The sequence below is a fragment of the Flavobacterium sp. TR2 genome (assembly GCF_025252405.1).
In the GTDB taxonomy this organism is placed as follows: domain Bacteria; phylum Bacteroidota; class Bacteroidia; order Flavobacteriales; family Flavobacteriaceae; genus Flavobacterium.
Genome location: NZ_CP104307.1, coordinates 4,487,867 through 4,500,280, shown reverse-complemented (window position 1 = coordinate 4,500,280; position 12,414 = coordinate 4,487,867). Strand labels below are relative to the sequence as shown.

Annotated in this window: 10 protein-coding genes and 1 other RNA gene; 6 read left to right on the top strand and 5 right to left on the bottom strand. The window is 34.8% G+C overall.

Annotated features, from left to right (window positions below; translation table 11 throughout):
• Window positions 1-2: 2 nt before the first annotated feature.
• Window positions 3-2,186 (top strand): response regulator, encoded by a 2,184-nt coding sequence (locus N4T20_RS19135; RefSeq protein WP_260670663.1) that lies wholly within the window; start codon window positions 3-5, stop codon window positions 2,184-2,186.
• Here N4T20_RS19135 and N4T20_RS19130 read toward each other — a convergent pair.
• A complete protein-coding gene (locus N4T20_RS19130; protein ID WP_260670662.1) occupies window positions 2,183-3,430 on the bottom strand; it encodes a DEAD/DEAH box helicase in 1,248 nt (415 codons plus the stop codon). The genes N4T20_RS19135 and N4T20_RS19130 overlap by 4 nt on opposite strands.
• 136 nt (window positions 3,431-3,566) lie before the next feature.
• Window positions 3,567-4,604 (bottom strand): formimidoylglutamase, encoded by a 1,038-nt coding sequence (locus tag N4T20_RS19125; RefSeq protein WP_260670661.1) that lies wholly within the window; start codon window positions 4,602-4,604, stop codon window positions 3,567-3,569.
• Window positions 4,605-4,702: 98 nt separating this feature from the next.
• On the opposite strand from N4T20_RS19125, the gene N4T20_RS19120 reads away from it, so the two are divergent.
• Entirely contained in the window at window positions 4,703-5,581 is an 879-nt protein-coding gene (locus N4T20_RS19120; protein WP_260670660.1) for a hypothetical protein, read from the top strand.
• A 153-nt stretch (window positions 5,582-5,734) separates the two neighbouring features.
• On the opposite strand, the gene hutI is transcribed toward N4T20_RS19120, so the two are convergent.
• Both hutI and N4T20_RS19110 read right to left on the bottom strand, forming a co-directional pair.
• Window positions 5,735-6,973 (bottom strand): imidazolonepropionase, encoded by a 1,239-nt coding sequence (gene hutI / locus N4T20_RS19115; protein ID WP_260670659.1) that lies wholly within the window; start codon window positions 6,971-6,973, stop codon window positions 5,735-5,737.
• 94 nt (window positions 6,974-7,067) lie between these two features.
• A complete protein-coding gene (locus tag N4T20_RS19110; RefSeq protein ID WP_260670658.1) occupies window positions 7,068-8,120 on the bottom strand; it encodes a glutaminyl-peptide cyclotransferase in 1,053 nt (350 codons plus the stop codon).
• An 88-nt stretch (window positions 8,121-8,208) separates the two neighbouring features.
• Between N4T20_RS19110 and ffs the strand changes: the two genes are divergently transcribed.
• From ffs to N4T20_RS19090, 4 genes are all read left to right on the top strand, one after another.
• Window positions 8,209-8,306: signal recognition particle sRNA small type (gene ffs, locus N4T20_RS19105), an RNA gene on the top strand.
• A gap of 164 nt (window positions 8,307-8,470) precedes the next feature.
• Complete coding sequence (locus N4T20_RS19100) at window positions 8,471-9,274, top strand: SDR family oxidoreductase (RefSeq protein WP_260670657.1); 804 nt, start codon at window positions 8,471-8,473, stop codon at window positions 9,272-9,274.
• 242 nt (window positions 9,275-9,516) lie between these two features.
• The gene (fsa, locus tag N4T20_RS19095) at window positions 9,517-10,173 is read left to right on the top strand and encodes a fructose-6-phosphate aldolase (RefSeq protein WP_066034088.1); all 657 of its coding nucleotides are present in this window, start codon (window positions 9,517-9,519) and stop codon (window positions 10,171-10,173) included.
• A 92-nt stretch (window positions 10,174-10,265) separates the two neighbouring features.
• Window positions 10,266-10,763, top strand: coding sequence for a hypothetical protein (locus tag N4T20_RS19090; protein ID WP_260670656.1), 498 nt, complete (start codon window positions 10,266-10,268; stop codon window positions 10,761-10,763).
• 134 nt (window positions 10,764-10,897) lie between these two features.
• Here the strand turns inward: N4T20_RS19090 and N4T20_RS19085 are convergent, their stop codons facing one another.
• Window positions 10,898-12,367: an MFS transporter gene (locus N4T20_RS19085; protein ID WP_260670655.1), complete on the bottom strand. Its 1,470-nt coding sequence runs from the start codon at window positions 12,365-12,367 to the stop codon at window positions 10,898-10,900.
• Window positions 12,368-12,414: the final 47 nt, after the last annotated feature.

Genomic DNA, 12,414 nt, shown 5'->3' with positions numbered 1-12,414 from the left:
TAATGCCCCACAAACGGATTTTTTTACTTTTTCTATTGGTTCTGAATTGCTTTGCCAATTCGGCAATCGCGCAATCTAATTGTAACCTCGATCCTAAAATTGATAAGAATGTAAAGAAAGCGCTTTTAAATTTTAGAGAATCCAATTTCGAAAAATCACTCATCTATTCTAGAGTTGCCCTAAATGCTGCGACAGCAATAAAAGATTATTGCCTTACGGCTCGCTCGTATAATATTATAGCTGCCAATTATAACGAATTGGAAGAGTATGATAAAGCCATTTTTTTCTATAAAAAAGGGTTGTATTATGCTAATAAAACTAATAACGATTCCTTAAAATGCAACCTTTATAACAATTTGGGGAATATGTATTGTTTTGGAAAGGAACAATTTGATGAAGGAATTCGGAGCTATAAAAAAGCAGTAGCTTACGCTTTGAAAATAAATGATTTAAAAGAAGTCTATTTTACAAACGTAAACATTGCATGGGCTTATTTTGATATTGGAAATTACAATCAGGGATATCTCTTTTTAAAGTATGTAAACAGTACCAAAATAAAGTACAATGACGAGTCGACTGAGGTTATTGTTGCTATGTTGAATGGTATCTACTCGAGCTATAAAAATGAAAATAAGGAAGCCAATGCTTATTTTTTGAGTGCTATTGAATCAGGCAAAAAATGTCAGGAGAAAATAGATCTGGCACGTGCTTATTTAGAATATTCGCATTTTTTAAGAAAAACGAATAGAGATAAAGAAGCGTACGATGCACTTGTTAAATATTATGATCTTTCAGCTAAACTATACGATGTTAAGAAAATTAAAAAGGCTTCTCAAGCTGGTTTAAGTCTAGAATTGGACGAATACAAAAGACAGATTGATAAAGTTGAGGGAGAAAAAGTAGAACAATCTCAAAGTTTAAGAAAATCGAAAATCATTGTAATTCTTTTTATTCTGATTTCGCTGATTCTTTTAATTTTAATTATCACGCTGATAAAGAACATTCGATACAAGAAAAAACACAATTTGGAGCTTCTTAAAGCGAAAGAAATTGCAGAAGAAGCCTCTTTGCTCAAAACACAATTTATATCGACTATAAGCCACGAATTGCGTACTCCTCTTTATGGTGTGGTCGGAATTACCAATATGCTGCTCGAAGAGCATAAAGAAATTTCAAGAAGCCAGCATTTAAGTTCCCTTAAGTTTTCCGCCAGATATTTATTATCCTTGGTAAATGATATTCTGCAGATTAATAAAATTGAAGAAAACAAAATCGTACTTGAAAACCTAACTTTCAATATTTCTGATGAAATTACGGTAATCAAAAACTCGCTTTCTTTTCTTTCCCAGAAAAATAACAATAGCATTTCTATTGATATAGATCCTAATATTCCTGAATATTTAATTGGAGATAAGCTGCGTCTGGCTCAGATTTTAATGAATTTAGTTAGTAATGCTTTGAAGTTCACCAAAGATGGACAGGTTGAAATTGTCGTAAAAGTAAACAAAGTTGAAGGAAAGCTGCATTATTTGGATTTCTTGATTAAAGACAATGGAATAGGGATTGCGGCTGTAGATCAAAACAAAATATTTGAAAAGTTTGTTCAGGTTGGAAGAAAAGACGAAGATTATCAGGGTACAGGTTTAGGGCTCAGCATTGTAAAAAGATTGTTAGGACTTTTTGGCAGCTCTATTACGCTCGATAGCGATCTCGGAAAAGGAACGGCATTCTCGTTTACAATTGCCTTTGAGCACGATTTGGCCAAAACTAAAAGCATTATCGATGAGATTGAAGTTGATTTGACTTCAAGCGAGGTCTATAAAATTTTAGTGGTCGAAGATAACTTGATTAACCAGCTGGTGACGAAAAAGATTATCGAAAAGAATAATTATTCCTGTAAAGTAGTAGACGATGGCTTTGCAGCGCTTAAAATTCTAGAAGACGAAACGTTTGATTTGATTTTAATGGATATCAATATGCCGTTAATGAATGGCTTTGAAACCACAAAAAGAATCCGTCTTCAAGGAATTGAAACTCCAATTGTTGCCTTGACTGCTTTTGATAAGGATGAAATAACAGATGAAGCGATTTCGTCTGGAATGAACGATATTATAATCAAACCTTTTGAACCGGTTAAATTATTTAAAATAATCAATTTCCTGATAAACGAAAAAAACGCTGTTTAGTACCAGCGTTTTTTGTTTTTCTTAGCATTATTTGATTTTCTCGACTTATGAGCGCCACCGCTTCTGTTCGAGTTTTTAGGTTTTTCTCCAGCTTCTGGACTTCCAGAATGCCATTGATACGGGTGGTCTGCAATTGTTTTTACGTCAACTTTAATCAGTTTCTGGATGTCTTTCCAATAAGGAAGTTCATCTTTTCCGCAGAAAGAAATCGCTATTCCGCCATTTCCTGCACGGCCCGTACGGCCAATACGGTGCACATAAGTTTCAGGAATATTCGGCAAATCAAAATTGATTACATACGGAAGCTGCTCAATGTCAATCCCACGCGCAGCAATATCGGTTGCGACCAAAACGCCGACTTCTTTGTTTTTAAAGGCGTCCAAAACTCGTTGTCTTGCATTTTGCGATTTATCTCCGTGAATTGCTTCTGCTGGAATATCTTTTTTGCGAAGCGCTTTTACAACATTGTCAGCGCCATGTTTTGTTCTCGAAAAAACAAGTACGTTTGATAAGTTTTCTTCTTTAATCAAACTATACAGTAAATTTCTTTTTTCGGTTTTATCTACAAAATAAATGCGTTGTTCTACATTTTCGGCAGTAGATGAAACTGGAGAAACTTCAACTTTTTCTGGGTCTTGTAAAAACATTTCTGCCAGTTCGCGAATGGCAATTGGCATTGTCGCAGAGAAAAGTAAAGTCTGTCTGTTTTTTGGCGTCAGCTTTACAATTTTCTTCACATCGTTTATAAAACCCATATCTAGCATCTGATCGGCTTCATCAAGCACCAAAGTGTGCAGATGGTTGAAATCAAGAAAACCTTGCTTGTGAAGATCCAATAAACGGCCTGGAGTGGCAATTAAAATATCGACGCCATTCTTTAAAGCATCAACTTGAGGGTTTTGAGAAACTCCTCCAAAAATAGTCAGTTGCGTTAAATTGGTGTATTTTGCATACGTGTCAAAACTTTGTCCAATTTGCACGGCCAATTCGCGAGTAGGCGTAACCACAAGCGCACGAATTTGTTTGGCTTTTTTTGACGAACCTACAATTCGGTGTAATTGATGTATGATTGGGATAGCAAATGCTGCTGTTTTTCCTGTTCCGGTCTGCGCACAGCCAATTAAATCACGCCCCTGTAAAACAATTGGAATGGATTTTTCCTGAATTGGGGTCGGATTTAAATAGCCTTCTTCAAATACGGCTTTTTGTATACTTTTTGAAAGTGATAAATCTTCGAATAACATATCTTTGGTATTAAGTATTTTAGCTTTAATTGCCAAAATGCTGTGCAAAGATATGTTTATTCGTTCAAAGGTTTGTTTGAATTTGGTTTTATTTGGCAAACTGGCCTTGCATCAAGATCAAATATGGCGGTTAAAATCAAGCAGGTTCAAGATTTGCTTTGATGAAATCGGTGACCAGATAGCCAATTAGTTTGCCTATTAAATTGTTGTTTGGAGAATTGTCTAAATCTGGCGCGCCTTCGCAAATATGAAGGTAAGCGGCATTTTTATGTTCGCCAAAGAAAGAAATAAACTGTCTCAGTTCCTCCACAGAAAACCCGCTAATTGTCATGGCGCTGCTTGCAATATTTGGAATGGCGTCAAGATCGATTTCGATTCCGAAAGCGTCATTTTTAATAAAATCCAAAGCAGTAATCATTTCACGATTAAAATCTTTTTCTTTTCGGATATTGACGCTATCATACGTATTGTATCGAACACGGTCTTCTAACTTTTTTATAATATCTAAAACGCTTTTTGAAGTGTAGTTTTCGTGAAGGCCAAAAATGAAGTATTTCTTTAGAAAACCTTCTTCGTAAGCGTACGAAAATCCGTTTCCGCTATGACGGCCTTCTAAAATTCTAAAGTCAGAGTGCGCATCAAAATTGATTGCATTTACCGGCTTTCCTTTCGCAAGGGCGGCGCCTTTAATATTTCCGTAGGCATTATTATGGCCTCCACCGATAATAATTGGCGTTTTACCGGCTTTAATAATCGTAAAAATGATATGAGAAACTTCTTTGTCTATTTTTTCAACCAGCTGGCTTAATTTAGAACGATCGTCAATGTCATTAAAATCAAGGTTTTCTACTTCACGCATTTCAGCGCTAACATTAATTTGCCCTAAAATAATGATGTTGCTTCCTTTGCAAAAACGATTATGCTGTATGTTGGCAATGCTTTTTATGGCAGACTGCCATGCCGAAGCAGCCCCAGGCCTGCCGTAATTGGCGCGCACACCAATATCTTCAGGAATTCCTAAAAGAACATATTTTGCTTCGCTTTCTTTGAGAAAATTAACTTTGTCAACTCCTGAGGGAATGACAATCATTTTTTCTCCGAACTTTAATTCACCACTTCTATGATTTGTAACTTTTGCTAAATCATTTATAGTGAAAGGGATTAATTTTTCCATGAAAAAAATTTATTTTCCAAAAATAATATAATTGTAGAAACTTACGTTATTACCTTATATTAATTCTTAAATTTGTTATTAAAGAAAATTATTTAAATATGGAAAACCCAAAGAACAACAATTCAAGTCTAAAGGCGGTAATCGCAGTTTTAGCAGTCCTACTGATCGGTAGTTTAGTGTATATTTTTAAATTATCTTCTGATACAGAAGTAGTTAAAACCGAGCTTACAACAACTTTGACTGAAAAAGAATCTGTAATGAAAGACTTACAGGAGTTAAAAGCAACTTACGATGCTGCAATTGCTGAAAATACTTCGATGTCTGACGAATTGATCCAAGAGAGAGATAAGGTAGTCGCTTTAATGGATGATTTGAACAAGTCTAAAGGAGATGTTTCTAAATATAGATCTCAAGTTCAGGCAATGCAGAGCAAAATGAAAACTTTAGTTGCTGAAAACGATGAGTTGAAAAAACAAAATGGTGTTTTAACTACTCAGAGAGATAGTACTATTGTAGTTTTAGGAGAATCTAAAAAATATAACGAAGTTTTGGTTGGCCAAAATGAGGAATTAGCTAAAACTGTAGAAAAAGGTTCTAAATTATCTATATTGAATACTAAAACTTCAGCTTACAAATTAAAAAGCTCTGGTAAACAAATCGAAACGGATAAAGCAAGCCGTGCTGATGTTTTGAAAGTTAGTTTTACAATTGCAGAAAATCAAATTGCTAAATCTGGAGATAAAACATATTACGTTCAAGTTATCGATGCTAAAAACAATGTTTTAGGAGAAAAGAAAACAGAAAGCTTTGGAGATAATACATTAACTTACAGCTTTAAAACTACAGTTAAATACGAGAATAAAACTGTACAAGTTAGTGAAGATCTTCCTGGAAAAGATTTTGCAAAAGGAACATACTTCATCAATATTTTTGATAACGATGAATTAGTTTCTAAAACTAGTTTCAGTTTAAGATAATTGCCAAAAGGAAAAATACCACTTAAGATATTAAAGGTCTGTGAAAATCACAGACCTTTTTTTATGGAGAAATTTGAATGTTTTATTGTTTGAAAACAATACGTTTCCCGTAATTGAAACCACGAGCTGTATTTAATTTATTTGAATAAATAGTTATTCTAGAATTCTTCCTTCTATAAAAACAGATTCAATTAAATTGCTTCCAAAAGCATATGGAATTTGGTAGTAGGAAGAAATTGGTTTTGTCAAGATTAAATTGGCTTTTTTGCCTTTTGTAATACTTCCGTGAGTTTCAGAAAGACCCATTGCATATGCGCCATTTATTGTCGCGGCGTTTATCGCTTCTTCTGGAGTCATTTTCATTTTGATGCAAGCTGTTGCCACCACAAAATTCATATTTCCTGATGGAGTAGAACCGGGGTTGAAATCTGTAGCCAATGCTAAAGGCAATCCGGCTTTTATCATTTCGCGTGCTGGCGTATATGGAATGCTTAAAAAGTAAGAGCACGAAGGCAAAGCCACAGGCATCGTTTCTGTGTTTTTTAATGCCTGAATATCTTCTGAATTCATAATTTCTAAATGATCCACAGAAAGCGCATTAAATTTAACTCCAGACTGAATTCCGCCAATAGAATTGAATTGGTTTACGTGAATTTTCGGTTTTAAGCCAAATGCTAAACCTGCTTCCATAATTTTTTCTGTTTCTTCTACAGAAAAATAGCCGCTTTCGCAGAAAACATCAACATAATCGGCAAGCTTGTCTTTTGATATTTCGGGCAGCATTTCGTTGATAATTTCGTCTAGATAACCTGCTTTATCGTCTTTGTAATGTAAAGGAAAAGCATGGGCGCCCAAGAACGTAGCTTTTATTGCAATAGGATAGTTTTCGGCCAATTTTTTAATGACGCGAAGCATTTTTAATTCTCCATCAACTGTCAAACCGTAACCCGATTTAATTTCGACAGCTCCTGTTCCTAAATGCATTACTTCTTCGAGACGAATCTTAGATTGTTCGTAAATTTCCTCTTCTGACGTCTCGTTTAGTTTTTTAGCCGAATTTAAAATTCCGCCGCCGCGATTGGCGATTTCTTCATAAGAAAGTCCGTTGATTCTGTCTACGAATTCCTGCTCGCGATTTCCTGCGTACACAATGTGCGTATGGCTGTCGCACCAAGATGGAAGAATAACTTTTCCTGTCGCATCAATTATTTTGTCGGCATTTATTTTTGGAAGATTATCCATTGAGCCGAAATCTTCAATCAGATTGTCTTTTATTATTAAAAATGCGTTCTTTATAGTTGGGAGTTCGGCCATTTCGGCACCTGAAACTTTAGCAATCGGAGTCTCGCGAACCTGTAATAACTCTTGTATGTTTGTGATTAAAGTGATCATTAATGTGAATTGTTATAAAACACAAATTTCACAAATTTTCACGTATAAATGTGTGAAAACTTGTGAAATTCGTAAAATTCTTTTTTGACTGTAATTATTCAGAAACTGTTATTTCAAACATTTTGCTCCAATTTTTACCCGTTACAAAAATGGTTTTAGTTTTAGGATTGTATGCAATTCCGTTTAATACATCTTCAGTTGTAATGTCGTTCATAGATTTGCGTAAATCAGAAAGATTTAAAATTCCTTCAACAGCTCCGTTTTCTGGATTTACAACTGCAATAGCGTCTTTAAACCACACGTTTGTATAGATTTTTCCGTTAATCCATTCTAACTCATTAACGGCTTTGATTTTTGAGTTTCCAGAATAAACATTCACATAATCGATCATTTTTTGAGTATTTGGGTCAACTTTCCAAATCTTTTCTGTTCCGTCAGTCTGATAGATATATTTTCCGTCATTCGTCATTCCCCAACCTTCAATATCTTTTTCGTAATCAAAAGTTTTTTCCAGTTTTAAAGTTTTAGCATCGTAGATAAAACCTTTTTTGTTTTTATACGTTAGCTGAAATAATTTGCCATTTATGAAAGTGATCCCTTCTCCAAAATATTGCTGATCGAGATCAATTTGTTTAAAAACTTTACCCGTTTTATAATCGTATTTTTTTATAAACGAAGCGCCTTCTTGTCCAGTGCTTTCATACAAAGTGTCGTTGTAAAACTCAAAACCTTCTGTAAAGGCTTTTTTATCGTGCGGATAAGTGTTTACAACTTTATACTTTAATAATTTTGGTTCAATATCAGAAACAACTTCTATTCTTTTGGTTGCATCAGAAGAGTCTCCTCCAAAATAAACAGTAGCTTTTAGGTATTGATAGCCTAATTTTTGATCTATTAATTCAAATCTAAAATCTTTAGCGCCTTTTGTGCCTCCAATTCTTTTGTCGTTTAAGAAGTAGGCAACGCTGTCGATTTCCTTCGAATTTGGATTTAAAATTCCAATATTTAACACTTCTTTTTGCGTAAAATGGGCTGGAAAAGCAGAATCATCGATAGTAAATAAAGAATTTTCACCTTTTTTTGTATCTCCACATCCAATTAATGTGATTCCTAATAAAATGACAGCTAGGAAGTTATATTTTTTCATAGTTTAAAATTTCAATATGCCAATATACGACGTTATTTTTATAGCAACAAAGGTCTTGCAAAAATATAAAAAGGTTGTATATTTGCACCGGCAAGTCCTACACGACCAGCTCCTGCAGACTCCCCCAGGATGGGAACATAGCAAGGGTACGCGGTTGAGCGGTGCGATGTAGGTCGCTTGCCATTTTTTTTTTTTTTTTTTTGAATTTTAATTAGTTTGCAATCTTCCTTTCAGGAGGATTTTTTTATTTTTGGCCCTATCTGAAGTTAAATGTTATTGGATAGAAGTTTTAAAATAAAGGCCAATTCCGAAAACTTATAACTCTTAATTTATAACTTATAACTAAAAAAATGAGCAAAGTCGTTTTAATTACCGGAGGATCATCAGGAATTGGTAGATCTATTGGTGAGTTTTTACATCAAAAAGGTTTTGTTGTATACGGAACAAGCAGAAATCCTGAGAAAGTTTTAAATTCTATTTTTCCTTTGGTGGCTTTAGATGTTCGAAATTCTGATTCTATTAAAACTGCTGTAAACAGAATTATTGAAACTTCCGGAAGATTAGACATTGTGATTAATAATGCTGGAGTTGGAATTACAGGGCCATTGGAAGAAATTCCTACTGAAGAAATTCGAAATAATTTTGAAACAAATTTTTTTGGGCCTATTGAAGTTATGAAGGCCGCGCTTCCGCAAATGCGCAAGCAGAATTCTGGGCTTATCATTAATATTACTTCTATTGCTGGATATATGGGACTTCCGTATAGAAGCGTTTATTCGGCTTCAAAAGGGGCTTTGGAATTAATTACAGAAGCTTTAAGGATGGAAGTGAAATCTTTTGGCATCGAGATCACCAATGTGGCTCCAGGGGATTTTGCCACTAATATTGCGGCAGGACGTTATCATGCGCCAGTCATTAAAGATTCGGCTTATGAAAAGGTTTATGGTGAAGTTCTAGCAACGATGAACGATCATGTTGATGCAGGAAGCAATCCGAATGAAATGGCAGAGGCGGTTTATAAAATCATTCAGACCAAGAAGCCAAACGTGCATTATAAAGTCGGGGCTTTTATGCAGAAGTTTTCGATTGTGCTAAAACGAGCTCTTCCAGATAAAATGTACGAGAAAATGTTAATGAACCATTATAAGTTATAAAACGGAATTAATTGCCTGATTTTAGATTTAAATCACAAATTGATTTGATTTTTGAAATTGTTATTGGTATTGATTTCGTAATTTTGCAGCTGCGTTTGCGTGAGGGATAGGAGTGAACTACCAAAGTAGTACGGATAGCCCGACCGGATTTGAAAAAGGCGCTTGTAAGCGGTTTGATTGGTGCGCCTTTTGCAAATATGGTCACGCCCTAATAAATCAACACAATTTAAATAATATAAATTATGAAATTTTTTATTGACACAGCTAATTTAGCTCAAATTAAAGAAGCACAAGCTTTAGGTGTTTTGGATGGTGTAACGACTAATCCGTCATTAATGGCAAAAGAAGGAATCACTGGAAAAAACAATATTCTTAAGCATTATGTTGACATCTGTAATCTTGTTGATGGTGATGTAAGTGCTGAGGTTAATGCTCTTGACTTTGAAGGTATGGTTAAGGAAGGCGAGGAGCTGGCTGAATTGCACGAGCAGATTGTTGTAAAGCTACCTATGACTAAGGAAGGGGTTATGGCAGCTAAATATTTTTCTGATAAAGGAATTAAAACTAATGTAACGCTTGTTTTCTCTGTTGGGCAAGCTATTTTGGCTGCAAAAGCTGGAGCTACTTATGTTTCTCCATTTGTTGGACGTTTGGATGATATTTCTACTGATGGATTGAATTTGATTCAGGAAATTAGAGAAGTTTATGATAATTACGGGTACGAAACTCAAATTTTAGCAGCTTCTGTACGTCACACGATGCATATTGTAAACTGTGCTAAAATTGGTGCTGATGTTATGACTGGACCTCTTTCTGCAATTTACGGTTTATTGAAACACCCATTGACAGATATCGGTTTAGCGCAGTTCGTTGCTGACTTCGAAAAAGGAAATAAGTAGTCCTTAAGATATTTATAAAATTAAAATCGTCTTTTTTCTTATGAGAAAGGGCGATTTTTTTTACTTTTATATTGAATCTTAAATAGTTAAATATGAAAGTTATCTTATTTATGTTGTCGTTTTTTGTAGCGAGTTTTTCTATAAATGCTCAAGCTGCTAAGGTTATCACTTCGGTAAATGATGCGGGAGATGTTGCTACTTATGAGTTGGATTGTTCGGTTAAATTTCAAACTCTCGCTAAAGGTCTTCGATATAATATTACGAGACACGAGTTTAAAGGTCCGGAATTAAAAAATACTTATCGTCTTTTGCTGGTAATGGACGGTTTTTACTCTAAAACATTAAATAGCGAAATGACAATTTCGGCGGTTTTAAGTGATGGCACCAAAATAGAAGCTAGAAAAACAATAGAGGATGACGGTTATTTTGATGGAGCTTGCACGCTAAAAATAAAAGATCCGCAAGCGCTTTTAAATGCTGATATTGATAAGATAATTGTTCATGCAGATAAAGATGTAGTTTATCCTTTAACGGCGCAGAATAAAGCTATTTTCAAGAAAAATTTGAGCAATATTATTAACGCGAAGTAAAGATTCTAAGTTTCTAAGCTTCTAAGTTTCTAAGATGCTGAGGCGCTAAGTTTTTTTCTTTTGAAATAAAAAAAATCCAAATTTCAAGTAAAACTGGAATTTGGATTTTTTATATATTGGAGTTTTTTTAATTTTTAGTGTCCTCCGCCAGCACTTTCGATATGGCTGATTCCTTGTCTTTTTAAGATTTTCGGGCAGTAGAAGCCGTAGAATCCTAAATAAGCAAAACCGATAAGCGGTACAATGTAAGAGAAGTGTGTATAAGTAATGCCGAAAATTCCGTTTGGATTTGTAGCATCTAAATCACAGATGCTTCCTTGCAATAATGGAATTACTCCACCTCCAAGAATCATCATGATTAAGAAAGATGATGCTTTTCCTGTGTTTTTTCCTAGTCCTGCAATCGCCAAATCGAAGATTGATGGCCACATGATAGATAAGAACAATCCTCCAGAAATGAAGAAGAATTTAGCAATTTCTGGGTTAGGCCAAGCTAGTCCTAAAACCATCATTGTTAATCCTGAGATTCCGAAAAGCATTAATGTTTTTCCAGCGTTTTTACCGCCAACAAAACTTACGGCAATAAATAATAAAATCCAGATTGGGTAGATATAGAATGAAGAAACATCGTGAGCGGCAAAGATGTTTGCTCCGATAATTACTCCAAATGCCGCAGCAGGAACGATAAATTTAAGTGCTGTATTTACTAAGTTTGAAGTGTTGAATACGTTAACACCGCCATTCCAACGGCCAATCATTAAACTTCCCCAGTAAAGGGCAATAAATGGTGCAACAGCGTCTTCTAGAATGTTTCCGAACTCGTGTGTGTGCAATAAGGCAGGCAGGTTACTGATGATCGTTACCTCAGTTCCAACATAAATAAAAATTCCTAACATACCCAGGTATAATTGAGGATAGTCAAGAATGTTGAAATTACTGTGTTTGTCCTTGATGATTGCTTCTTCCTCTTTTACAGGATCTTCAATTTTAGAGAAGTTCATGAAAACAGCAACAGCAATAAATGCAAGACCTAGAATGATGAATGGCAATTTAATGTCTTCTAATGAAAGAGCTGTTTTTTTGTTGTCTCCCATTCCGAATAAAGCGATACCTAATAAAATAGCTCCGATCGTTGTTCCGAAAGAGTTAATTCCGCCTGCAAGTGTCAAACGGTGTGCTCCAGTTTCTGGGCTCCCCATTTTAATGGCTAACGGATTTGCAACAATTTGCTGAATTGAGAATCCTAATCCTACTGTAAATAAAGCTGTTAGGAAGAAAGGGAAACTTTGGATTGTAGCTGCAGGAACGAATAGAAATGAACCTACTGCTGATAAAACTAATCCTGCTGAAAGTGTTCTTTTGTAGCCATATTTTTGCAAAACATCTACTTTTAAAGAAACGATAAAGAATATAATTGATCCAACAAAATAAGCAGCGTAAAAAGCCCATGCCACTAATTGAGATTGTACTTGCGATAACGTAAATACTTTTTTGAATACTGGAATCAGGATGTCATTGGCTGAACCAACAAAACCCCAAAAGAAGAAGACGATTATCAAAGAGATAAATTGCCCCCATTTGGTTTGCACATTTTCTGAACTCATAATAATAAGGTTAATTTTTTATTTTATTGTTTTTTGAAGACCGTAAA

Excerpts from the sequence above, each read along its gene's own strand:
- N4T20_RS19135 (WP_260670663.1), top strand. The coding sequence starts at position 3 with ATGCCCCACAAACGGATTTTTTTACTTTTTCTATTGGTTCTGAATTGC.
- fsa (WP_066034088.1), top strand. The coding sequence starts at position 9,517 with ATGAAATTTTTTATTGACACAGCTAATTTAGCTCAAATTAAAGAAGCA.
- hutI (WP_260670659.1), bottom strand. The coding sequence starts at position 6,973 with ATGATCACTTTAATCACAAACATACAAGAGTTATTACAGGTTCGCGAG.
- N4T20_RS19090 (WP_260670656.1), top strand. The coding sequence starts at position 10,266 with ATGAAAGTTATCTTATTTATGTTGTCGTTTTTTGTAGCGAGTTTTTCT.
- N4T20_RS19125 (WP_260670661.1), bottom strand. The coding sequence starts at position 4,604 with ATGGAAAAATTAATCCCTTTCACTATAAATGATTTAGCAAAAGTTACA.
- N4T20_RS19110 (WP_260670658.1), bottom strand. The coding sequence starts at position 8,120 with ATGAAAAAATATAACTTCCTAGCTGTCATTTTATTAGGAATCACATTA.
- N4T20_RS19130 (WP_260670662.1), bottom strand. The coding sequence starts at position 3,430 with ATGTTATTCGAAGATTTATCACTTTCAAAAAGTATACAAAAAGCCGTA.
- N4T20_RS19100 (WP_260670657.1), top strand. The coding sequence starts at position 8,471 with ATGAGCAAAGTCGTTTTAATTACCGGAGGATCATCAGGAATTGGTAGA.
- N4T20_RS19120 (WP_260670660.1), top strand. The coding sequence starts at position 4,703 with ATGGAAAACCCAAAGAACAACAATTCAAGTCTAAAGGCGGTAATCGCA.
- N4T20_RS19085 (WP_260670655.1), bottom strand. The coding sequence starts at position 12,367 with ATGAGTTCAGAAAATGTGCAAACCAAATGGGGGCAATTTATCTCTTTG.